The organism is Nostoc paludosum FACHB-159, from assembly GCF_014698835.1.
Classification (GTDB): Bacteria; Cyanobacteriota; Cyanobacteriia; order Cyanobacteriales; family Nostocaceae; genus Nostoc; species Nostoc paludosum.
The window spans coordinates 160,740-183,312 of record NZ_JACJTU010000015.1; the positions used below are offsets into that span (position 1 = coordinate 160,740).

Sequence of the window (22,573 nt, forward strand, 5' to 3'; positions counted from 1 at the left end):
CTACAGCAAAAACAATTACCTTACTAAGGAGGTAAAACTTTTGAATAGTTATTTCCATTGTACCCAAAGTAGCCCCTATCTGGGAAGCCCAGATAATCCAATGCAAGAATTGGCTGCGACTGTTGGATTTATTTCAAACCCTCAGCCATTCGTTCCAAATCCCAGCTTATACAATTATCTTTCGTTAATCCCTGCAACCTTATTGGCTGTAACTCAGCTAATTGTGGCGATTAAAATGAAAAATAAGTAAGATAAAATGCCCTACACCCAGCAGGAATGCTGGGTTTAAGAGACGCATCAAGTTTTACAAAACCTATTTATAGCAGTTTGCATTTGAATAGATCACACTCTTGCATTTTCCTGTGCGCCTTTGGATGAGATATTAATTTTAGCGATGACTTGTCTCGAAGGAAATATATGAATTTGCGTGAGCTTCGCTACAGATTCTCTTACTGTAGTGTGATCGCTCTTAACCTTCTAATTAACTTTGTAACCACCGTTCCAAATCAGCAAGGTTAGAAAAATCTAACAAAGCATCAGCTAAAGCTTCCAACTGTTCCACCGATAACCCTTGAATCTGAGACAGAAGCGCATCAGGAATATTACCCACGCGCCGATTTAATTGTCGTAAAACAATTTTTCTTTCTCCTTCTTCCTTAGCTTCCCGAATAGCTCGTGGTTCTTGTTGATTGAGTCCCAACATTGCTTCAATCTCCTCTCGACTCAGGTTAGAAAACTTGTAGACAATAATTGTTGTCACTAAATCAATTATCGCTTGCTCTGATTGTTGCCGCGCTTGTTCCAGCAAAAACCGTGCCCCTTCTACTGCTTCGGTTTCAGAAGTAACATTTGTTAGCAACATTAAACTCAATCCTAAAGGTTGTTCTCGTAAATCCCCTAACTCATCGAGATAAACTCGCCTGACTTGGCCACTCTCCAACAAAGCGCGATGAATCGTTAAATTTGATGGTTCCAGGTTACGAGAAGGAAAAATTAGCACTCCAAACCAGTCATCGTAACGAATTGAGTGGCGATAGAGAAACAAAAACAACTCGCTAAAGAAGCGGTGATATAAATCTTCGTCCTTCTGAAACTGAACTTCAGCAAAGAAAACAATTTTGGAAAGTGCATTGGCGGGAGGTAGAAATACTCCATCAATCCGAAACGCCGTTTCTTTCACCTCAACCGATTCAAACTGGTAGTCTGCTGCTTCTGGGGGTGGTTGGTCTACCAACTCAAACAGCAACCCTGGAAATTGCTTGAACAATTTATAGAAGATGGAGTCACGCCGCATTTTTATTGCTAATCAATTACCAGCCCTGATTGTAAAGCTTGAGACATTAATCTTAGCGTAGGCGTAGCCCACACTTCTCTACGAGACGCTCCGCGTAGCTTGCTTCCCCGTAGGAGTACGACAAGCTCAGTGTCCACCGCAGGTATCGCAACTCCCTACGTCCGCGATAAAATTCTCTAAGCAACAGCACACTCCATACCAATGCAAATTAACTGGCAAACTGCCAAAACCTACGAAGATATCCTGTATCAAAAAACCGATGGCATTGCGAAAATCACCATCAATCGCCCCCACAAACGCAATGCTTTCCGCCCCAAAACTGTCTTTGAACTTTACGATGCTTTTTGTGATGCTCGTGAAGATACTACTATTGGTGTTGTCCTATTTACTGGATATGGGCCACACACTGATGGTAAATATGCCTTCTGTGCTGGTGGCGACCAAAGCGTGCGGGGACATGCTGGTTATGTGGATGATAGTGGCGTCCCTCGGTTGAATGTGCTGGATTTGCAACGCTTGATTCGTTCCATGCCGAAAGTAGTGATTGCTTTGGTAGCTGGATATGCGATCGGTGGCGGACATGTTCTACACTTGATTTGCGACCTCACCATAGCCGCAGATAACGCCATTTTCGGGCAAACTGGGCCGAAAGTCGGCAGTTTTGACGGTGGTTTTGGCGCCAGCTATCTCGCCCGCATCGTGGGGCAAAAGAAAGCCAGAGAAATTTGGTTTCTCTGCCGCCAATATGATGCACAACAAGCTTTAGAAATGGGGTTAATTAATTGCATCGTCCCAGTCGAACAACTAGAAGCCGAAGGTATTCAATGGGCGCAAGAGATTTTAGAAAAAAGTCCGATCGCAATTCGCTGTCTCAAAGCAGCATTTAACGCTGACTGTGACGGACAAGCTGGTTTACAAGAACTCGCTGGTAATGCCACCCTACTGTATTACATGACCGAAGAAGGGTCTGAAGGCAAAAAAGCGTTTCTCGAAAAACGTCCACCAGATTTTCGCTCTTTTCCTTGGCTACCATAAAATTGCAAAAATCGCACCTTCCTGAAGGGTGCGATTTTTGTAGATGTCAATGTTTACAGCACTAAAAATCTTAAAAACAAATCTTATTTTAAGCAGACTAAGAACTTAGTCCAGTAATAATGAATGACTAAATAAGCACAGCTTTAGTTTTAGCGTCTTGGGAAGTAGAGATTGTTTCCTCCACAAGAGCAAGAGCAGGCTTGTCTAAATCTGAGACTAAGGATTGAGAACAAGCTAAAACTGGTTTTGCATCTGGCAAACCCCAAGCATCTTCCAAAGTTTCCCAAGAAGGTGCAAAGGGTGGGATCGCGAAATTGCAAGCCTTCCAGCTTGCTTGAACTGGCGCTCCCAGTTGCTGACACACTCCGCCACGGCGGCCTTCTGGCTGGTAATGACGGCAATATCTACAGGCAGATGCTAAAGATTTAATAGGTTTCATTTGGGTTCATCATTAGTGCCGTTTATGGCTGAATTTCACCCTTATATTTTGCTTCTATATATAAAGACGGAGGAAAGGCAAAAAATCATTATTTACTCTAGGTTTCAGCGATCCCCATGAAAAAATAAATTTTACAATCTTTTTATATTCTTGTTATATTTTTCAATGTTTATTAGAGTGGATACCTATAGATTTTGGCTAAAACTTATTAGGGATCAAGATTAAACGTAAGATTTTTGATTTATCGATTTTTTTAACTTCTTCCTTAAGGATGGCTTAAGGTAGATAATTAGAGATAAATAGTATAGTGCTTTATCACACTTGGGATATTCTAGCAGGAAAATATATTTTTTCTCAAGAATTAGAACTATTGTTAGGAGTTAGGAGTTAGGAGTTAGGAGTTAGGAGTTAGGAGTTAGGAGTTAGGAGTTAGGAGTTAGGAGTTAGGAGTAGATTAAACCTTGTCTGTACAAGTTTGCAGTTTGGAATGGTGGGGTGGTGGGCGTAGTTTTGCTCCATGTCCCCAGTCAACTGTCAACTGTCAACTATCATCAGTCAACACTCCCTCTGGCTTAGTAGTTAGGATTGGTTGGCTTCAAAATTGCTTAGCAGCACACACAGAACAGACTGCCCAGCGCTGAAGTTCGCCTGGTGGGGTGGGGGATTCACATTGCGGACAAAGGGGTAAGCCATGCGATCGCGCTTGTACGATCTCAGCCCAATGCCCAAAAGCAGCATTCGCATCTTGAATACTGGGTGTATTATCACTGCTGGTAATGCGATCGCCAACGTAACTTGGATGGTCATGGGGCAAAATTGTTTGTTGCTGTTTTCTCTCCACAGATGGATGCTGCCAACCAGCAGTGGAAAAGCGAATATCAACCAACGGGGTTGGCAGGTTTTTATTCAACTTTAAAAGCAAAGACGCGCGGCCAAAAGTCAGGTTTTGCGCCCAAGCAGCACTAGAAGTTGCTACCCACAAAACATCGCGCTGAATCGACAATGGTCGAGTATGTCCAGCAACTACAGGGCCAACAACCTCTGCCCAACACTTGAGCAACTTTTGAAATGGCTGTTCCTGCCATTTAGCCTGCTTTTCTAGAATGCCTAAAATATCATTAACTGATTTCAACGACATTGTTAAAACGTGGGGAGTGGGGAGTTGGGAGTTAAGAGTTAGGAGTTTTCTATCCCATCTCTGGCTGCCCTATTTCCTATTCTCAAGATAGACCTCAATGAACTATCCTTCACAACAAAGCCTGAAAATCTCTGTCTGTTTCCCAATGCCCCATGCCCAATGCCCAATGCCCAATGCCCCATGCCCAATGCCCAATGCCCCATGCCCACTTCTAAGTAATTTTCGCTAATATTGGCACAAATATGTCTAAAGTTAATTCCAGCAATCTACGTTTGAGGTATAGAGGTAATGACTGAAAACCCCCTGAATGATTCCGGCAATCAATCGGCTAAGGCATCTGGGCTAAAGCCAGCATTAGCGGCAGCACTAGCGAGTTTGGAGGTGCCGCTAGATCAAGAGTTAGCTCGATACCGACGCACGCGAACTGGTTCAGTATCCTCGAATCAATACCGTGTTGGGAGTTACATCAACAGTCAACCTCAGCAGTTCACTGCCGTTTCCACAGCATCGGGTACAACTGCACCATCACTAGCAGAAACTAAGGTCAATGTACCACCACCTTTACCTGTATCCGTACCTGTGAATGCTCAGGTAACTCCAGCCTCATCTGTAGTAAAAATTGATGAACCACCCATACCTGCACCCCCTAATCCTCCGGTGGACTCAGAACCAGTGACGGTAAATACTGAGGAACTAAGTAATCTGAATCATGTACCGCCTAGCTTGGATTCTGCTAAAAAACAAACTCAACTTCCACCACCACCGCCCAACTTCACTAGCAGTATCGTGCCGACAGTCGTAAAAGATACTAAAGGCGAAAATATTGTGCAGCCGGATGATGGACTCAAGCAGCCAGATGACTATCTTGAATCTAGCGAAGCACTGCTGCGGAGTCTTACAGAAGAACAGCCACAAACTAAAAAACCCAATAATTATAGTGACAGTCTCCTATCACCTTTGGGTATCGGCTCGATGTTGCTGCTATTGGTGGCGAGTCTGACTTTGGGTTATGTAGTTTTTAATCCGAAAAGCTTGCCGCAATGGAATTTAGCCAAGTTGTTTAATAGTAACTCGCCTGCCACACCAGAAAATACTCAGGAAGTTGCAAGTAATGTCAATGTTCAATCTCAGATCCAGCCACCAAGCACAACTATACCCAAGTATCCCAATCTGGCAGCTGAAGAGTTTCCTGAAGTGAGAGACCCCAATGATGTAGTTGGCTTAAAACCCAAAGCCCAAACAACACCTCCAGTTGTAACGAATCCGGTTGTTCCCCAAAATCCGATAAATCCTCAAGTCGCATTACCTGACCCCGCACCCCTAAAACCAACAAATCCCATTGCCACAGCCCCCGTACCGACCGCAAAGCCCTTACCTCTTGCGAATTTGTCCCCGGCTCCAAAGCCAAAAACCTCACCTGCGCCAAATGCAGAAATCAAACCATCTACAGATGGGTTTTACCACGTAGTGATAGACAATCAAGGTCGTGCTTTAGCCTCAGCACGGGAAATAATTCCCGATGCTTATGTATCACCTGATAAACAATTGATTTTTCTGGGTGCTTTTAAGACTAAAGAGCAAGTAGAAAGACACATGCGATTACTAGAATCAAGAGGAATTAAGGCACGAGTTCAAGAGCCGTGAGTCGTAATAAAAATGTACGATACCATGAGATAACGGTGCTAAATGGGGAGTAAAGAGTGGGTAGAGACGCGGTTATACTCTTAGGAGAAGCCGCTCTTCGAGCGTCTGTGCGTCTGTACTGAGTGGAGATCTAAGAGATATAAAATCTTGGTTGTTTTGTACGCTACTACAAAAATATTTATACTTAGGAGCGTTCGACTAACGGCGATCGCCACTCGTTATGAATGAAACAAACACCTTCTTTGCCCACTCCCTACACACAAGGGTTAATGGCGTCTCTACCCACTTCCCCTGATTTATAAAGAGTACTGGGTATTTAGCACTCAACACTCAGCACTCACTACTGAGTTTCGTGGATGGAGAGCAGAGATGGAGTTAATTAAGCGTATTCTGCGGGTGATTCGCGCTAACCTCAATAGTTTGATAGGCAGTGCAGAAGATCCAGAAAAGATTCTGGAGCAAACTGTGATGGAGATGCAGGAAAATCTGGTGAGGTTACGTCAGGGTGTAGCACAAGCGATCGCCACCCAAAAACGTACCGAAAGACAAGCTGCTGCTGCCCAATCCCAAGCAGAAGAATGGTATCGCCGCGCCCAGCTAGCACTGCGACAAGGCAATGAAGTCTTAGCACGGGAAGCTTTAACTAAACGCCAAGCTTATAAAGAAACTACAAAAGCTCTATCCAACCAGATAGAACAGCAAAATGAGATAGTGGCTAGGCTAAAAAAGGATATGCGATCGCTAGAGTTAAAAATTGGCGAGGCAAAAACTAAAAAAGATATGTATATCGCTCGCGCCCGTTCTGCTGAAGCCTCTTATCGCTTACAAGAAATGCTCGGCGGAGTTTCTGCTACCAGCAGTCTCAACGCCTTTGAGCGGATGGAAGAAAAAGTTTTGCAGATTGAGGCAAAATCAGAAGCCATCGCTCAACTTAGTAGCGATGACTTGGAAACACAATTTGCGTCCTTGGAATCTACTAATGATGTAGATGCCGAATTGGCAGCCATGAAGGTGCAAGTTTTAAATGAGGCAGAAAACACGCAACCCAACAACCGCCTCTTGGAAGACAACCAAAAAATCGAGCAGCCTCCCCAACAGCAGCTACCCAAAACACCAGACTCTTAAAGTTGGGTGAAATGCCACAGCTTCGAGATATCTTAACAATTAAGAGTTCTTGGGAGCTACCGATCTAAACCGGAAAGATTACATTGAAATAGGTAGCTATTAAAAAGTAACAAAGCTAACTGTCCAACAAAGAGCGTAAACCAAAACAAGGAAAAACAAAGTTATGGGATTATTCGATCGCATTAAACGAGTTGTTAGTTCTAACCTCAATGACCTGGTTAACAAAGCTGAAGACCCGGAAAAAATGCTAGAGCAAGCCATCCTGGAAATGCAGGAAGACTTGGTTCAACTACGTCAGGGAGTAGCTCAGGCGATCGCCGCCCAAAAACGCAGCGAGAAACAGTACAGTGATGCCCAAAATGAAATCAATAAGTGGCAACGCAATGCCCAACTGGCGCTGCAAAAAGGTGATGAAAATCTAGCACGACAAGCTCTAGAGCGCAAGAAGACTTATACTGACACCAGCGCCGCCCTCAAAGCTAGTTTGGATACCCAAAGCACTCAAGTTGAAACCCTCAAGCGCAACTTAATCCAGCTGGAAAGCAAGATTTCTGAGGCCAAGACCAAGAAAGAAATGCTTAGAGCTAGAATCACTACTGCTAAAGCCCAAGAGCAACTCCAAAACATGGTGAGTGGGATGAATACCAGCAGTGCCATGTCTGCCTTCGAGCGAATGGAAGAAAAAGTCTTGATGCAAGAAGCCCGCGCCCAGTCAGCAGGAGAATTGGCGGGTGCCGATTTAGAAAGCCAATTTGCTCGGTTAGAATCTGGTAGTGATGTTGATGATGAATTAGCTGCTTTGAAGGCGCAAATGCTACCACCCGCAGCTCCACAAAATCAACCCCAACTACCACCCCAACAGCCACCCCAACAAACCACTGCTCCTAAGTCTAATGATGTGGTTGATGCTGAGTTAGATTCCCTACGCAAACAATTGGATCAAATGTAAAATTGGCAAAAAACTTACTTGAGCCAGTCCCACGCCTGTTGGTTGTGGGATTTTACATTTTAGTGGGCATGGGGCATGGGGAAAAGGGGAAAAGAAAGATCCCTCCTTTTCCCTTGGCGAAGCCATCTCCCTCATCTAATAGTTTGCATGTTGGGACAAATTGTATCCTCCTGCTGATCTTCTAAATTCTTCCAGCCTGAAAGTAATCCTTTGATTTCCGAGCGTAAGGTTAATAACTGATCGATTTGGCGATCGATCTCCAAAAGCTTCTCTTCTAGCTTTTCTTGAATCTCACCACAGGGTGCTTGCCCTTGGTCATATACCTCAAGAATATCTCCAATCTCTTCTAAGCTCAGACCAAAGTTTTGTGCCCTTTTAATGAAAGCTAGGCGAGTTAACACATCTAAAGAAAACTGGCGAAATCCTCCTTCTGTTCGCCTTGATGATTTGATTAAACCTAAACTTTCGTAATAACGAATTGTCCTAATGGGAATTTTACTTAAGTTGGTTACCTGGCCAATTAAAAGCAGTTTGTTATTCTGAACTAACACGGTAGATTCCCCTTTTTTGTGATTATTATTACATAATTTAAATATGAAATTGCCAAATAATTTAGCAGTTTTTAGGTAACATTGCTGCACAGCAATCTTTTTATTTATATGAAAATTTATATATTAAAATCTTAGTTTGGTAGTTGAAATATTTATTTAATCAGAAATTGTACTGTTTGTGCTTTAAAAAAAATGTGAGTTTATAGTAGTTGATTTCAACTTATATTTATTTGCTATAATTTTAACATTTTTAACTGTAGATAGTCAAAATTTTATTTCAATTTATTGGGTAATTTCTTATCATAGTACTGAAAGTAACTGTTTGTTTATAGTTCCCATGTTACTTGTAGATTAACCGCTTCACTGCAAGTGAAACTATAAAAATGAATCTCAATTCCCGGACTTTTAACTCAACCCGTAAACCTAAAAATTTTAATAATCCAGAGCGTTTTATTGAAGGATGGTATTGGGTAATACCCTCTACAAATTTGCTCTTAGGTGAAGTAAAACCTGTCACCATTTTAGGTAGGGAGCTAGTAATTTATCGGGGAAAAGACAAAAGAGTAGTGACTTTTGATGCCTACTGTCCACACATGGGCGCTCACCTTGCTGAAGGCAAAGTCGAGGGGAATGCACTACGTTGTTTTTTCCACCATTGGAAGTTTGATGGCGAAGGGATGTGTATTGATATTCCATGTTTAGATACGCCGCTTTCTTTAAAGTTACAATCTTGGCCAACTGCTGAGAAGTACGGGATGATTTGGGTTTGGACTGGAGAAATACCACAGCAACCTCTACCTTTTGTTCCAGAGTTAGAAGAAAAAGAGTGCGATGTTGCTATACATTCTCACTTTTTAATGAATTGCCATCCTAATGTGGTGATGATTAATGCGATTGATGCTCAACATCTGAATACAGTTCACAAATTGCCTGTAGAAGTTGTTTTTGAAAGACAGCAACTCAACGAAAATGCGATTGTCTTCACCAACACTGCACCCATCAAAGAAAACTCATTTTTCGTCAAGCTCATCCGTCTGTTCTACAAAAATACTATTACTTACAGTATTTGTTATTGGTACGGTACCATTAATATTGTGACAGTTGGGCCAGATTTCCTTCATGTCCATATGATGTTTGCTACGCGGCTTTATGAAGGGGGAAAAGCTGAAGGCCAAATTCTATTGATGGTTAAAAAACGTAAGGGTATTTTTGGTTGGTTATACAATCGAGTTGTGCTGTGGTTGACTAAGATTGCAGGTAAATTCTTTCTCATGGGTGACATCAAAGTTGTCCAAACTATTCAGTTTGATTTGAAGACCCCAATTAAGGCAGATTATTCAATTATGCAGTTTATAAATTATGTTGAAAAACAGCAGTCTCGAATGTGGGGAACTTGGGAAGAAACCCGATCGCGCGATGATGAAAGCAAGGCCAAGCGTGAAAGATGGCGAGATAGTATGAGTAATGATTAAAATTCGGAATTCAGGAGTCAGAATGGACTATGCCCCCCTGCGCTAACAGAAGTCAGAATTCAGGAGGGAAAAAAGCTTGATATCTGGCTTTCAGAATCAGATATTTTACTTCATTTAGCTACGAATTGCTGAAGAGCTAAATAAAAGTTAAAAGTTGAAACAAATTACTTTTAACTTTTAATTTATTTTCTGCTGGACTACGATATAAATAAAAAGAAGTGGCAAAGCCACTTCCTAATTCCCAGGTAGAACCTAAGTCATGAGTATAACGACTACAAAAAATTGAAATAGTATAAACAAACACCAATTGGCTGAATATCTCTGTTTTCCTAGTTTTCTGAGTTAGGATACTCAGATTTTTATCAGGCAAATAACAGTATATTTAATTGGGTGACGATTTGTCGTAGCCTGCAAGGATGTTTTGGAAAGTTGCAGAGACTTGGGTTAGCAGTGTGACTTTTTTTGGTGGATAGGTGGCGCGATCGCTATCAATAACCCGTACTTTATTGTTATTGGTATACAGCAAATTTCAAGTAAATTAAAGTAGAGTATTTCGGCGTGTTAGCTAGATAAAGAGTTTATTCTAATTCTGAATTCTGCTGTAATTTTGATTTTGATATCAATACTATTCATAGATTTAGAGCGCTCTTGCAAAGTGGATATTCACCATAAAGCTTGTCAAATCTACATTTGACAAGCTTTTACTTTGTGCCAAAATATTTTTCTCTAGCTGTAGTTATCTCCCCTAGTTTTCCCCTATTACTCTCTAAATTCAAATCATTAAGAGCAGAGAACACCGCACAGAACAAGCGCCAAATCTCTGCATTGAGCCAAACAAAACGGAGGATATGGGTATGTTACAACAACTTAAAGAATTGCTGCAAAATGCACAACTACAACAGCAAGTACAAGCAGCAGCTAACCAAGCAGAAGCCATCAAACTATTAGCGATCGCCAGTGCAGAAAAAGGTTATAACTTCACCGTAGAAAGCTTATCTCAAATGCTTGCAGAGTTGACTGTGGACTCCAACGAACTGAGTGAAGAAGAATTACTCAGCGTTAGTGGAGGCATGATGGCTGACACCGGCCACGGTCACATGTCATGTTGTACCGATTGTCCTAAGGGAAATGGTCAATGTTGATATTTGAAGACTTAGGCAAAAATTTTAGAAATACAGAGAACAACGCATAACACAAGCAAAAAATCTCTGCCAATTAATTAAGTAAAGTAAAAAGGAGAAAATAATTATGTTACACCAAATCAAAGAACTACTGCAAAACGCACAACTACAACAGCAAGTACAAGCAGCAGCTAACCAAGCAGAAGCCATCAAACTACTAGCGATCGCCAGTGCAGAAAAAGGTTATAACTTCACCGTAGAAAGCTTGTCTCAAATGCTTGCAGAGTTGACTGTGGACTCCAACGAACTGAGCGAAGAAGAATTACTCAGCGTTAGTGGAGGCATGATGGCTGACACCGGCCACGGTCACATGTCATGTTGTACCGACTGTCCTAAGGGAAATGGTCAATGTTGATATTTGAAGACTTAGCTAACAATATTCTTCGTTGAACTTGGATGTAGGGGGCAATACCGTTGAGTTAAGCTTTTTTCTCTCCCCCTACCTCCCCTGCTCCCCCTGCTCTCTTATTGTCGAGCCAGCATTATGAAAAATCCAGTTATAGCTAAATCAGATGTCCCTTCGTCTATAGCAAATTTTACAACTATCGTTGCTAACGCCAGCTTTCTTTGGGAACGGTTTGATACAGAACGATTTGTCATTGACATCGATTCAGTTAACGAACAAGAAATTCAGCGTCGGCTCGATCGCTGGAATCAAATCGTAGGTGACTGGAACACTTTACATAAACGCTTACAGTGGGAAAGCTTAGACCTGGCTACCATTCGTCCTCGCCTGGGAAGCATCGGCTGGAATGTGCAAGCACCATTGCCGGTATGGGCGGAAACTTTGCAACAGATTATGGAAACGGCAAAGGAATTTGTGCCTGCACTGGAAATAGATTTGCCAATCAATCCAGAAAACCCGATTCCCTTTGAAGATATCTTGCTGCCTGCGATCGCAGTTGCCAGACAGCAACTTTTGACTTGTCTTGGTTCTGGACAACTAACTCCAGAAAGTTTACCTTTATCAGTGCTTTCAAAAGCTACCTACCGCGAATTAGAACGCAGTTTGCTACAGCGATTGGCGGGAATTTGTACCAAAACGCTGAATTTTGAATTTTCTCAAGTTCGTCCATTTGGGAAAAATTTACTCAATTTGCTAGGACTAGCAACAGAAAAAAGCAACAATAAAACTTACTATAATCAGTTTGTCAATCAACTCCTAAAAGATGGATTGTTGACTCTATTTAATAAATATCCAGTACTCGGTCGATTAGTGGCAACAGCCGTCAATTTTTGGGTAGAATCTGCGGCTGAATTTATCCAACGTCTGGCGGAAGATAAAGTAGATATTCAGCGAATCTTTAGCTCAAAAAATGATAGTTTAGGCAAAGTTTCCGAAATCCAAACTTCCCTTTCTGACCCACACAAGCGCGGGCGAACAGTTATTTTGCTCACTTTTGAGTCTGGACTTAAACTCGTATATAAACCTAAAGATTTGGGACTGGAAGTTGCTTTTAACCAATTTTTGGACTGGTGCAATCAACACAGTCAGCTTTTAGATTTCAAAGTTATTCAGGTGCTGAACCGAGATAATTACGGTTGGGTAGAATATATTACACATCAACCTTGTAATGATGAAGCCGCTGTAGAACGTTTTTATCAGCGTGCTGGGATGTTGTTGTGCGTGCTTTACGCTTTGCGGGGAACAGATTGTCACCACGAAAACTTAATTGCCAGTGGCGAACATTTGGTGTTAGTAGATATGGAAACTTTGCTGCACCATGAAGCGAATTTGATGGAAAACTCACCAAATGCCCCAGAATTTGAGACAGCCGCAGAACAGCAATTCTGGGCATCTGTACTACGGACTGGGCTTTTACCGCGTTGGGACTTTAGCAGCGATCGCCGCATTGCCTATGATGTTAGCGGATTGGGTAGTACAGATTCTCAAAAAGCTCCTCAGAAACTACCCAAATGGCAGCACATCAATACTGACGATATGTATCTGGACTCTGAGTCTGTCACCATGTCCGTGGGGAAAAATGTGCCGCGCTTGGGTGAGATTGCCTTATCTGCCAGCGATTATCAAGCACAAATTACAGCCGGATTCGAGGTGATGTATCGCTTTTTGATGATACATAAGGACATATTACTGGCTCTTGGAAGTCCGTTAACCGCGATGCAGAATCAGCAAGTCCGCTTTGTCTTTCGCAACACTCGCATCTACAGTGCCATCTTCCAAAAAACTTTATCACCCGATTACCTCAAACACGGCGCAGACTATAGCATCGAATTGGATCGTCTTAGCCGTGCCTTTCTAGTTGCTCAAGAAAAACCCAATGCTTTGCCGATTTTGAGTGCAGAACTGCGAGCAATGGAACAATTGGATATTCCGTTTTTCACGGCGAATGCTGCTAGTGATGAACTTCAGGTAAGCAGCGATTTATCTATTCAGCAATACTTTCAGCAACCTAGTTACCAGCACGCCTTGAATCAGTTGCAGGCGATGGATGAAATTGACCTAGCTCGACAAACGGCGATTATTCAAGGCTCATTCCATGCTAAAGTGGCGCAAACTCCCAGCCAAGGAAGTCCGCAATGGAATGCCGAATCATTACCTCTGCTGAGTTCGGCAGAATTAATTGCCGAAGCCAGTGCGATCGCCACTAACTTAGAAACAACAGCCATACCAGATCCCGATGGCAGTGTCAACTGGATTGGCTTAGTTTATGTGCATGAAGCAGAGCGATTCCGATTGCAAGTTTTGGGCTACAACCTCTACGATGGGCGCACTGGTGTTGCCTTGTTTCTCGCCGCACTCAGTCAGGTAACTAATGACTCGCACTCCCGCGATTTGGCATTAAGGGCATTGCAACCCCTACGTCGGCAAATCCAAACCGCGAACTTAGAATCTCGGCAATTAATGGCTCGGCTCATGGGTATCGGTGGCGCAACAGGTTTGGGTTCGTTAATCTATGGCTTGGTGAAGGTGAGCCAATTCCTCAAGGATGAGACGCTATTGGCAGATGCTCAAGCATTAGCAGAGTTGATGACACCAGAGTTGATTGCTGCCGATAAAAAGCTAGATATTATGAGTGGAGCGGCAGGAGCCATCCTTGGGTTGTTGTCCCTGTATAGAGTAACAGGAAATGAAATCGTTTTAAAAAAAGCGATCGCCTGTGGAGAGCATTTGCTCAACCATCGAATCAGCTACGAAAATGCTCCCAAAGCTTGGCAGACTGTTAGCGAAAAGCCCTTAACTGGGTTCTCTCACGGAGCAGCAGGAATCGCCTATGCTTTGCTGCAACTTTACAGTGTCACTCAAAATCAAGCTTATTACGAAGCAGCGATGGAAGGCATCGAATATGAGCGCAGCGTCTTTAGTGAATCATATGCGAACTGGCCTGACTTTCGCAGCTTGGAACCTAATCAGCCACCAAGCTTTCCGGTTGTCTGGTGTCACGGTGCAGCTGGGATTGGCTTGGCGCGTTTAGGCTGCCTCAGACTTGGAGAAATTCCCGGAATCGAACGCGAAATTGAAATTGCCCTGCAAACTACCCAGAACTATGGATTAGAAGCCAGCGACCATTTGTGCTGTGGCAATTTGGGTCGAATTGAAACGCTGTTAGTCGGGGCGCAACGCTACTCGCGCTCTGATTTGCGTCAAATTGCCCTCCAGAATGCTACAAATGTTGTGGCTAAAGCTAGACGAACTGGAGCCTACCAAATGTTCGTTAATTTACCTGGTTCAGTATTCCACCCCAGTTTATTTCGGGGTACAGCGGGAATCGGCTACGAGTTTTTACGGTTAGCTAGCGATGATTTGCCTTCAGTACTTCTGTGGGAGTAAGGGCAATACGGTTCGGTTAAGATCCCCCCGCCTACGGCGACCCACTTAAAAAGGGGGTGAAAGAGGGTTATAAGCTCTCCTTTTTAACGTGAGTTTGGCGAACCTCTCCCTGCTTTGAAGTTCAACTCTGTCCCTCTCCGAGTCGGAGAGGGACGGTTTTGCGTAGTAAAACTTCTAATACTGAGAGACGCACTTAATATTTATTAAACGAACCGCCTTCTCTACGAGAGGCTTCCGCCAACGCGTAGCGTCTCGTTAGAGAAGAACGCCAAGGACGCCAAGGAAGAAGGAATTATCATTAAGTGCAAGTTCACAGAGAATTGCTATAAGAGGTTTTTTGATTGATTAAATAGGGCGATCGCTTTATTCGCAATGACAATTGGACATTTTTTTAGCCTGCTTTCTTATCCAATTCAATCTCAGGTTAACACTACTGACCAAAATAGTTTTATGATTCTCTACGAAAGCAGATTTGAAATTATTTAGGTCTGCTCTCAAAATATTCTCAAGCTTACTCTCGAACATGGTGGATAGTAAACCACCTATAGATGATTCGTGTAATGCTCCTGTTGAAGGATCTTCTAGGGTCAAACTAAAGTGTAGGGAGATGACAAAATATGGCTGAACATTCATTTCATGACCAACTGAGTTTAGAGGAACAAACTGAAAAACTCGGAAAGCAAGCACTCAACTTGGGTTTGATTTCCAGCTTTGTTGTGCATTACTTTCGCGATAGCTGGATATTTTATATACCTAATGAAAGTCAATCCGAACCCTTAACACCAGAAGAAGCATACTTTCGTTTAAAGCAACTGGTTAAAGAGTAAATCTTATAAAAAAACAAAATGTTTTTATTTAAGGGACTTCCAAGGAAAAAAATATTCCATTGTAGGGGTGCACAGCTAACTGTGTGCCCCTAGAAATGTACAAATAATTTGGGATCGTTTATTATCTGCAAGTTCCTAAATCCCCTGCTTTGAAATATGGGATATCGAACTGTTCCCTGTTGGCCATTCTTTGTTACCTTTGAAGACAGATTTATTGAAGACAACGGCCAAGCACTGCAATTGTTGAGTAACAGTAGTTATGGCAAAACCTGTAATTTTAACCGTTGATGACGATCCAGAAGTCTTGCAAGCAGTGTCACGGGACTTGCGGCATCAGTATGGCGATCGCTTCCGTATTGTTAGAGCAGATTCCGGGATTACAGCTCTGGATGTGGTGCAGCAACTCAAATTACGCAATGAACCAGTTGCTTTATTCTTAGTGGATCAACGTATGCCCCAAATGGGGGGTGTGGAGTTCCTCGAACGAGCAAAAGGTATCTTTCCCGATGCAAAACGTACCCTGTTGACGGCGTATGCAGATACAGATGCCGCCATCAAGTCAATTAACAGTGCCAAACTTGATTATTACTTACTCAAGCCCTGGAATCCACCAGAAGAGAGGTTATATCCGGTTTTAAATGATTTGCTAGATGACTGGCAAGCTGGATTCCACCCACCCTTTGAAGGCATTCGAGTCATTGGTAATCGCTGGTCGCCTTTTTCTCATCAGGTGAAAGACTTCTTGGCGCGTAACCAGATTCCATACCAATGGTTAGATATTGAACTGCAACAAGATGCCGAAAAACTGGTGGAATACGCACAAGCTGATGGCAGACAGCAATTGCCCTTGGTGCTATTTCCTGATGGTTCTCGATTAATCCAACCATCTAATTTAGAGATTGCCGCTAAAATTGGACTGCAAACTCAAGCAGAACGCCCCTTCTATGACTTGGCGATCGTGGGTGGTGGCCCCGCCGGACTAGCAGCGGCCGTCTATGGCGCTTCTGAAGGATTGAGTACTGTTTTAATTGAACGTGAAGCGCCAGGAGGACAAGCAGGTACGAGTTCCCGCATTGAGAATTATTTGGGATTTCCTGTTGGTTTGAGTGGCAGTGATTTGGCAAGGCGGGGAGTTACTCAAGCGCGGCGATTTGGGGTGGAGATTCTCACACCTCAAGTAGTAACTGGGGTGCGACTAGAAAATCCTTACCGGGTTCTGGAATTGGCAGATGGCAGCGAGATTAGTTGCCATGCACTTTTAGTTGCAACGGGGGTTTCCTACCGTTGGCTAAATGTGCCAGGAGCCGAACAGCTTACAGGGGCAGGAATTTACTACGGTGCTGCCATGACTGAGGCCATCGCCTGTACCAACGAAGAGGTTTACTTGGTAGGCGGGGCAAATTCAGCCGGACAGGCTGCAATGCACTTTTCTAAGTATGCCAGCAAAGTGATTATGTTGGTGCGGGGAGAGTCACTATCATCGAGTATGTCCCAATACTTGATTGATCAAATTGCCGCTACTGAAAATATCCAAGTTTGCACGAATTGTAGTGTTGTAGAAGTCAAGGGAGAAGGACATTTAGAAGCAATTACCATCGCCCATGCCAAGACTGGACAAATTGAAACTGTGGCAGCGCGATCGCTGTTTATTTTTATCGGCGCTAGCCCCAAAACAGATTGGCTCGATGGCATTATTCAACGCGATGCCCAAGGCTTTATTCTCACCGGCCCAGACTTAATGCATAATGGCAAATCCCCCCCAGGTTGGTATTTAGAACGTTCTCCTTTCTTATTAGAAACCAGCACTCCTGGTATCTTCGCAGCGGGAGATGTGCGCTATGGCTCAATTAAACGCGTGGCATCCGGTGTGGGAGAAGGTTCCATTGCTATTCAATTCGTTCACCGTTACCTGAGCAATGTTTAGCAAGAAAGGCAGGAGGCAGGAGGTGTGGGAGGTGTGGGAGGTGTGGGAGGTGTGGGAGGTGTGGGAGGTGTGGGAGGAGGGGGAAGCATTAATTCTCTTTCCCCCCACACTCCCCACACTCCCCACACTCCCCACACTCCCCACACTCCCCTCTCTCCCCACACTCCCCTCTCTCCCCACACTCCCCTCTCTCCCCACACTCCCCACACTCCCCACACTCCCCACACTTCCTTGTCTCCCTACTCCCCTGCTCCCCTGCTCCATTGCTCGCCTAAATGTATCAACCTTAAAGTGAAACGGTATTATCAGGAGGTTCGCTAATGTTATGTGTTGAGGAATTGATCGACTTAGAGCCATTTCAACAGCTTCCCAAAGAGCGATTGCAGTGGGTTTGCGATCGCGCCCAAACACTCGAACTTGCCCCCGGAGAAATCCTCGCCCATGAGGGAGACCCTGGATGTGGCTTATTTATCCTAGTAAAAGGAAAAATTAAACTCACCCGCCGCAGTGAAGGAATTGAAATTCCCATCGGTCAACACGAAGCCCCATCCTTTTTTGGTGAAATTCCAATACTTACAGATGAACCTGCACCTGTGACAATGCGGGGATTGACAAATTGCAACCTATATAAATTACAGGGAGAAGACTTTCGGAAACTGTTGCATGAATGTCGTGATTTCGAGCGTATGGTCTTCCGGATTATGCAAGTTCGGGTGCGGGGGCTAGAGTCTTTCATTCGCGGACGAGAAAAGATGGCAGCTTTAGGAACACTTGCCGCCGGTTTAGCTCACGAACTCAACAACCCAGCGGCAGCGCTAGTTCGGACTTTTGGGGAAATGCCAGCAGCAATCCTCGAACTACAACGAATGAACTTAGTTTATGGACAACGCAATGTTGACGAAGCGCATACTCAACACTGGTTGAGAGTACGCGATCGCGGCTATGAAGCGATTTTGAATAATCAGCTAGATCCTGTGACACTAAGCGATCGCGAAGCCGTCTTACTCGAATGGTTAGAAGACTATGGTGTCAAGCAGGCATGGAAATTAGCAGAACCTTTAGCAGAAGGTGGTGTTGAGGTGGAAACCTTAGACCAGCTTATGGAACGTTGGCGCAACGACGACACTGAATTGCGAGAAATGGGATTGCACTGGTTATCGCTCTCCTTTGAAGTCATGTCGATGATTAAACATGGTTTGCGAGGAGCCGAGAGGATTTCCGAACTCGTGCAAGCGATGAAATCTTATACTTACCTCGACCAAGGCACTCAGCAAGAAATAGATATACATCAAGGCTTAGAAGATACCTTGCGATTGTTTGTTCATAAACTCAAGTGCGGCGTGCAAGTGCAACGCAACTACGATCGCAACCTTCCGAAAATCCTTGCCTATGGCAGCGAATTAAATCAGGTGTGGACAAACTTAATTGACAACGCTATCGATGCAATGGATGGTAAGGGATTGCTAGAAATTTCAACTTGGCATTGCGATCGCTTTGCTCACATTGATATCGTTGACTCTGGCAGTGGAATTGCACCGGAAATTCAAACACGCATTTTTGAACCTTTCTTCACCACCAAAGCAGTAGGACATGGATCGGGATTGGGTTTAGAAACCGTCCGCCGGATTGTAGAGAATCGCCACTACGGTACCCTGTCGTTTAAGTCCCAGCCAGGTAAAACTTGTTTCAACATCTGTTTGCCTTTGAATTGAAGGAGGCAGAAGGCTCGTTCTCCCCTAGTTCTCCCCGATTTCAATTTATCTTAGAACTCTAAAAGCCTTGAGAATCTAAGCGCTGCCAGTAAGGAGGAGAACAATGCAACTCAAACATAGCCACATCTTCCGCCCAGAAGCGCTAGACCGCTTGTCTTCACCAGAACAACTAGACCGAGCGATAAATGTGGTCAAGCCTCAAGCTTGGTTGACTTTATCTACTATGGGTTTTGTGGTTGCTGTGGCTGGGGTTTGGAGCGTGTTTGGTAGAATTCCTCTCACTGTCACAGGTCAAGGTATCTTGATTAAACCGCACCATGTTGTGGAATTTCAAGCACCTAGTTCTGGGCCGTTACTCACTCTCAAGGTGAAGCCAGGGGATGTTATTAAACAAGGTGATGTACTGGGTATCATCGACCAATCGGTGCTGAAACAGCAATTACAGCAAGAACAAGTAAAGTTGCAACAACTCCAAACTCAAAATCAAGAAACTGACAGGCTCCAAAAGCTGCTAATTGAGCAACAGATTATTACTCTGGGACAGCAGAAAATGGATTTGGAAAATAATCTGCGCCGAGAGCAAAGTGCCCCCAAATTACGCGACCAAACTCTAAGAGCGATCGCCCAAAAACGTCAAAGTATTAATTCTCGCAAACAACAAATTAACTACTTACTGAAAAGTTTGCAAGCACGGGTGGATAATCGTCGTCGGCTTTTTGGCGATCGCGTTATCAGTCAAGATATGGTAGTGCAAGCTGAACAGGAATACTTTAATACTCAAGCAGAACTATCTGATATTGATGTGCAACTAAAGGATCTGGAAATTCAAGAAACCACTACACAACGAGAATATCTTGAAAATCTTAATAGAATTGACGAAATTAAAACCAAAATTAAAGAACTCAATACTCAAAATACTAAATTACAAGAACAAGACCTTAAACAAAGAATTGACAAAGCCAATCAAATTCGAGAAGTAAAACGCCGAATTGCCCAATTAGAACTGCAATTATCTCAAGAGAGTAGAATCATCAGTAAATATAATGGTCACATTCTCGAAGTGAGTGTTGTTCCCGGTCAAATGATGAATCCGGGTACTCGGTTAGGGTCAATCGAAGCTGAACAGCCAAATTCAAAACTGATGAGTCTTGTTTACTTTGCCAATAAAGATGGTAAGCAAATTAAGCCAGGTATGGCAGTACAAGTGACTCCCAGCTTTGCCAAACGCGAACGCGAAGGTGGTATTGTCGGAACCGTTGCGAATATCTCTTCTTTTCCGGTAACTACACAAGATATTACAGCGATCGTTGGTAACAAAGAAATTGCCGCTTCTCTTGCTGGTAAAGGTGAAGCAAAAGTACAAGCTCTTGTGGAACTAGAAGAAAATAGTACATCAATTAGTGGCTACAAATGGTCATCTTCTAATGGTTCAGATGTAAAAATATCTTCGGGGACAACTACTTCTGTCCAAGTCAAAGTTGGAGAAAAAGCACCGATTTCTTATATTATTCCTATGCTACGCTCTTGGACTGGGATTTATTAAATGGGGCATGGGGCATTGGGCATTGGGCATTGGGCATGGGGCATTGGGCATGAAACAGGTGGAAGGCTCAATTGGATTCACGAGTATTAAAGACTCGTCGGCGAGTATCAAAGACTCATCGGCGAGTATTAAAGACTCATCGGCGAGTATTAAAGACTCGTCGGCGAGTATCAAAGACTCGTTCGCGAGTATTAAAGACTCGTCGGCGAGTATCAAAGACTCGTTCGCGAGTATCAAAGACTCGTCGGCAAGTATCAAAGACTCGTTCGCGAGTATTAAAGACTCGTCGGCGAGTATCAAAGACTCGTTCGCGAGTATCAAAGACTCGTCGGCGAGTATCAAAGACTCGTTCGCGAGTATTAAAGACTAACTTTTCCCTTCCACACAATATATTTCCAATGCCCCATGCCCCATGCCCAATGCCCAATGCCCAAATTTCCAAATCGCGTCCGCACTTCTACACTTTTGCAAATGGAAGCGGTGGAATGTGGTGCGGCTGCTTTAGGAATAATTCTTAACTATTACGGTCGGATTGTACCGCTAGCTAAACTGCGCGAAGAATGTGGTGTTTCACGGGATGGGAGCAAAGCTTTTAATATCCTCAAAGCTGCTAAAAACTATGGACTCAATGCCAAAGGTTTAAAACTGTCTCTAGAACAGGTGACAACTACCTCTCCCCCCTACATTGCCTTTTGGAATTTTAATCATTTTCTTGTGGTAGAAGGATATAGCAAAAAACGCGTCTACCTCAACGATCCTGCTAGTGGTCGGAGAACGGTTAGTTGGGAAGAATTCGATCGCTCATACACTGGTGTTGTCCTGGTAATGGAACCCGGCCCAGACTTTCAAAAGGGCGGGAAAAAAAATCACATTGTCTCAGCTTTAAGTAGCCGCTTACAAAACTCACGGGGAACAATTATTTTTTGCTTCCTGGCAGGTTTACTGTTAACTTTACCTCGGTTAGCAGTGCCAGCATTTTCCCAGGTGTTTATCGATGAGATTTTAGTCCAAGACCGACAGGACTGGTTACGGCCTTTACTGTTAGGCATGGGTATAACTACTATATTGCGGGCGTTGCTTGCCAGATTGCGGCTTACTTATCTGCGGCGATTGATGGTTAAGTTGTCAGTCAGCACTTGTGGGCAGTTTCTCTGGCATATTTTACGATTGCCGATTGGGTTTTATGACCAACGCTTTGCTGGAGAAATCACCAGCCGGATGCAACTTAATGACCGCGTGGCACAAAGACTCTCAGGCCCTTTGGCAACCACAATCATTGATGCGGTGATGATGGTTTTTTATTTGCTGATTATGATTCAGTATGACCGATTGTTGAGTGCGATCGCTGTGGGTTTTGCTGCCATCAATATCTTTGCCTTGCTATTTTTATCGCAAACTCGTGTTGATGCCAATATGCGCCTAGCTCAGGAATATGGCAAAGTCGGCGGTGTAACGGTTAGCGGCATCCAAAGCATAGAAACCATCAAAGCTTCCGGGCTGGAATCAGATTTATTTGCTCGGTTTGCTGGTTATTACGCTAAAGCAATTAACGCCCAACAGGAATTAGGCTTACAAACTCAAATTCTCACCACATTACCCACAATTTTGACAGCCCTAACCACAGCTTCTATTCTGCTGGTTGGTGGGTTACGGGTAATGAACGGCAATCTCAGTATTGGAATGCTCGTCGCCTACCAAAGTTTAACAATCAGCTTCTTAGAGCCAGTTAATAGCCTCGTCAATTTCGGCAGTACACTCCAAGATTTAGAAGCCGACTTAAACCGCCTTGATGACGTGTTGCAAAATCCCGTTGATTTGGAAGTGGAGGAGAATCGGGGATTGGGCATGGGGCAAGCAGGAAGTGTGGGAGGTGTGGGAGGTGTGGGAGGTGTGGGAGGTGTGGGAGGTGTGGGAGGTGTGGGAGGTGTGGGAGGTGTGGGAGGTGT

21 protein-coding genes are annotated in these 22,573 nt (G+C 43.7%); 14 read left to right on the forward strand and 7 right to left on the reverse strand.

Annotation, left to right across the window (positions count from 1 at the left end; genetic code table 11):
* Nucleotides 1–481: 481 nt before the first annotated feature.
* A complete protein-coding gene (locus tag H6H03_RS17340) occupies nt 482–1,294 on the reverse strand; it encodes an Rpn family recombination-promoting nuclease/putative transposase (RefSeq protein ID WP_190956319.1) in 813 nt (270 codons plus the stop codon).
* Nucleotides 1,295–1,495: 201 nt separating this feature from the next.
* On the opposite strand from H6H03_RS17340, the gene menB reads away from it, so the two are divergent.
* Entirely contained in the window at nt 1,496–2,329 is an 834-nt protein-coding gene (menB, locus tag H6H03_RS17345) for a 1,4-dihydroxy-2-naphthoyl-CoA synthase (protein ID WP_096539856.1), read from the forward strand.
* 127 nt (nt 2,330–2,456) lie between these two features.
* Here the strand turns inward: menB and H6H03_RS17350 are convergent, their stop codons facing one another.
* The 3 genes from H6H03_RS17350 to H6H03_RS17360 all read right to left on the reverse strand — a co-directional run bounded on the left by H6H03_RS17350 (nt 2,457) and on the right by H6H03_RS17360 (nt 4,109).
* A complete protein-coding gene (locus H6H03_RS17350; protein WP_190956320.1) occupies nt 2,457–2,768 on the reverse strand; it encodes a hypothetical protein in 312 nt (103 codons plus the stop codon).
* Between the two features lie 595 nt (nt 2,769–3,363).
* The gene (locus H6H03_RS17355) at nt 3,364–3,906 is read right to left on the reverse strand and encodes a DUF721 domain-containing protein (protein WP_190956321.1); all 543 of its coding nucleotides are present in this window, start codon (nt 3,904–3,906) and stop codon (nt 3,364–3,366) included.
* Between the two features lie 38 nt (nt 3,907–3,944).
* Nucleotides 3,945–4,109, reverse strand: a complete 165-nt coding sequence (locus H6H03_RS17360; protein WP_190956322.1) for a hypothetical protein — start codon at nt 4,107–4,109, stop codon at nt 3,945–3,947.
* An 85-nt stretch (nt 4,110–4,194) separates the two neighbouring features.
* Here H6H03_RS17360 and H6H03_RS17365 point away from each other — a divergent pair, with 85 nt between their 5' ends.
* From H6H03_RS17365 to H6H03_RS17375, 3 genes are all read left to right on the forward strand, one after another.
* Entirely contained in the window at nt 4,195–5,550 is a 1,356-nt protein-coding gene (locus H6H03_RS17365) for a hypothetical protein (protein WP_190956323.1), read from the forward strand.
* 369 nt (nt 5,551–5,919) lie between these two features.
* Nucleotides 5,920–6,675, forward strand: a complete 756-nt coding sequence (locus H6H03_RS17370; protein WP_190956324.1) for a PspA/IM30 family protein — start codon at nt 5,920–5,922, stop codon at nt 6,673–6,675.
* 163 nt (nt 6,676–6,838) lie between these two features.
* On the forward strand, nt 6,839–7,624 hold the full coding sequence (locus H6H03_RS17375; protein ID WP_190956325.1) for a PspA/IM30 family protein: 786 nt from the start codon (nt 6,839–6,841) through the stop codon (nt 7,622–7,624).
* A 131-nt stretch (nt 7,625–7,755) separates the two neighbouring features.
* Here the strand turns inward: H6H03_RS17375 and H6H03_RS17380 are convergent, their stop codons facing one another.
* Nucleotides 7,756–8,175 carry a heavy metal-responsive transcriptional regulator gene (locus H6H03_RS17380; RefSeq protein ID WP_190956326.1) on the reverse strand — a complete coding sequence of 140 codons (420 nt, stop codon included), beginning with the start codon at nt 8,173–8,175 and terminating at the stop codon, nt 7,756–7,758.
* A gap of 383 nt (nt 8,176–8,558) precedes the next feature.
* On the opposite strand from H6H03_RS17380, the gene H6H03_RS17385 reads away from it, so the two are divergent.
* A complete protein-coding gene (locus tag H6H03_RS17385) occupies nt 8,559–9,647 on the forward strand; it encodes an aromatic ring-hydroxylating dioxygenase subunit alpha (protein WP_190956327.1) in 1,089 nt (362 codons plus the stop codon).
* A gap of 382 nt (nt 9,648–10,029) precedes the next feature.
* Here H6H03_RS17385 and H6H03_RS17390 read toward each other — a convergent pair whose 3' ends face one another.
* A complete protein-coding gene (locus tag H6H03_RS17390; protein ID WP_190956328.1) occupies nt 10,030–10,173 on the reverse strand; it encodes a hypothetical protein in 144 nt (47 codons plus the stop codon).
* A gap of 328 nt (nt 10,174–10,501) precedes the next feature.
* Here H6H03_RS17390 and H6H03_RS17395 point away from each other — a divergent pair, with 328 nt between their 5' ends.
* From H6H03_RS17395 to H6H03_RS17430, 8 genes are all read left to right on the forward strand, one after another.
* On the forward strand, nt 10,502–10,789 hold the full coding sequence (locus H6H03_RS17395) for a Nif11-like leader peptide family RiPP precursor (RefSeq protein ID WP_190956329.1): 288 nt from the start codon (nt 10,502–10,504) through the stop codon (nt 10,787–10,789).
* 106 nt (nt 10,790–10,895) lie between these two features.
* Nucleotides 10,896–11,183 (forward strand): Nif11-like leader peptide family RiPP precursor, encoded by a 288-nt coding sequence (locus H6H03_RS17400; protein ID WP_190956330.1) that lies wholly within the window; start codon nt 10,896–10,898, stop codon nt 11,181–11,183.
* A gap of 129 nt (nt 11,184–11,312) precedes the next feature.
* Nucleotides 11,313–14,621: a type 2 lanthipeptide synthetase LanM family protein gene (locus H6H03_RS17405; RefSeq protein WP_190956331.1), complete on the forward strand. Its 3,309-nt coding sequence runs from the start codon at nt 11,313–11,315 to the stop codon at nt 14,619–14,621.
* Between the two features lie 617 nt (nt 14,622–15,238).
* Complete coding sequence (locus tag H6H03_RS17410; RefSeq protein ID WP_190956332.1) at nt 15,239–15,448, forward strand: hypothetical protein; 210 nt, start codon at nt 15,239–15,241, stop codon at nt 15,446–15,448.
* 259 nt (nt 15,449–15,707) lie between these two features.
* Nucleotides 15,708–17,372 (forward strand): response regulator, encoded by a 1,665-nt coding sequence (locus H6H03_RS17415; RefSeq protein WP_190956333.1) that lies wholly within the window; start codon nt 15,708–15,710, stop codon nt 17,370–17,372.
* Nucleotides 17,373–17,396: 24 nt separating this feature from the next.
* On the forward strand, nt 17,397–17,693 hold the full coding sequence (locus H6H03_RS40390; RefSeq protein ID WP_242057876.1) for a hypothetical protein: 297 nt from the start codon (nt 17,397–17,399) through the stop codon (nt 17,691–17,693).
* Nucleotides 17,693–19,084: an ATP-binding protein gene (locus H6H03_RS17425; RefSeq protein ID WP_190956334.1), complete on the forward strand. Its 1,392-nt coding sequence runs from the start codon at nt 17,693–17,695 to the stop codon at nt 19,082–19,084. Before H6H03_RS40390 ends, H6H03_RS17425 begins: the two co-directional genes overlap by 1 nt.
* A 103-nt stretch (nt 19,085–19,187) precedes the next feature.
* On the forward strand, nt 19,188–20,627 hold the full coding sequence (locus tag H6H03_RS17430; RefSeq protein ID WP_190956335.1) for an NHLP bacteriocin system secretion protein: 1,440 nt from the start codon (nt 19,188–19,190) through the stop codon (nt 20,625–20,627).
* 136 nt (nt 20,628–20,763) lie between these two features.
* Here the strand turns inward: H6H03_RS17430 and H6H03_RS17435 are convergent, their stop codons facing one another.
* Complete coding sequence (locus tag H6H03_RS17435) at nt 20,764–21,069, reverse strand: hypothetical protein (protein ID WP_190956336.1); 306 nt, start codon at nt 21,067–21,069, stop codon at nt 20,764–20,766.
* Between H6H03_RS17435 and H6H03_RS17440 the strand changes: the two genes are divergently transcribed.
* On the forward strand, nt 21,054–22,573 hold a 1,520-nt coding region (locus tag H6H03_RS17440), incomplete at its 3' end, for a cysteine peptidase family C39 domain-containing protein (RefSeq protein ID WP_242057877.1). The genes H6H03_RS17435 and H6H03_RS17440 overlap by 16 nt on opposite strands.

What these genes read in the sequence shown, in the direction of transcription:
- H6H03_RS17340 (WP_190956319.1), bottom strand. Translation starts at nt 1,294, where the DNA reads ATGCGGCGTGACTCCATCTTCTATAAATTGTTCAAGCAATTTCCAGGG.
- menB (WP_096539856.1), top strand. Translation starts at nt 1,496, where the DNA reads ATGCAAATTAACTGGCAAACTGCCAAAACCTACGAAGATATCCTGTAT.
- H6H03_RS17350 (WP_190956320.1), bottom strand. Translation starts at nt 2,768, where the DNA reads ATGAAACCTATTAAATCTTTAGCATCTGCCTGTAGATATTGCCGTCAT.
- H6H03_RS17355 (WP_190956321.1), bottom strand. Translation starts at nt 3,906, where the DNA reads ATGTCGTTGAAATCAGTTAATGATATTTTAGGCATTCTAGAAAAGCAG.
- H6H03_RS17360 (WP_190956322.1), bottom strand. Translation starts at nt 4,109, where the DNA reads ATGGGGCATTGGGCATTGGGCATGGGGCATTGGGCATTGGGCATTGGG.
- H6H03_RS17365 (WP_190956323.1), top strand. Translation starts at nt 4,195, where the DNA reads ATGACTGAAAACCCCCTGAATGATTCCGGCAATCAATCGGCTAAGGCA.
- H6H03_RS17370 (WP_190956324.1), top strand. Translation starts at nt 5,920, where the DNA reads ATGGAGTTAATTAAGCGTATTCTGCGGGTGATTCGCGCTAACCTCAAT.
- H6H03_RS17375 (WP_190956325.1), top strand. Translation starts at nt 6,839, where the DNA reads ATGGGATTATTCGATCGCATTAAACGAGTTGTTAGTTCTAACCTCAAT.
- H6H03_RS17385 (WP_190956327.1), top strand. Translation starts at nt 8,559, where the DNA reads ATGAATCTCAATTCCCGGACTTTTAACTCAACCCGTAAACCTAAAAAT.
- H6H03_RS17395 (WP_190956329.1), top strand. Translation starts at nt 10,502, where the DNA reads ATGTTACAACAACTTAAAGAATTGCTGCAAAATGCACAACTACAACAG.
- H6H03_RS17400 (WP_190956330.1), top strand. Translation starts at nt 10,896, where the DNA reads ATGTTACACCAAATCAAAGAACTACTGCAAAACGCACAACTACAACAG.
- H6H03_RS17405 (WP_190956331.1), top strand. Translation starts at nt 11,313, where the DNA reads ATGAAAAATCCAGTTATAGCTAAATCAGATGTCCCTTCGTCTATAGCA.
- H6H03_RS17410 (WP_190956332.1), top strand. Translation starts at nt 15,239, where the DNA reads ATGGCTGAACATTCATTTCATGACCAACTGAGTTTAGAGGAACAAACT.
- H6H03_RS17415 (WP_190956333.1), top strand. Translation starts at nt 15,708, where the DNA reads ATGGCAAAACCTGTAATTTTAACCGTTGATGACGATCCAGAAGTCTTG.
- H6H03_RS17425 (WP_190956334.1), top strand. Translation starts at nt 17,693, where the DNA reads ATGTTATGTGTTGAGGAATTGATCGACTTAGAGCCATTTCAACAGCTT.
- H6H03_RS17430 (WP_190956335.1), top strand. Translation starts at nt 19,188, where the DNA reads ATGCAACTCAAACATAGCCACATCTTCCGCCCAGAAGCGCTAGACCGC.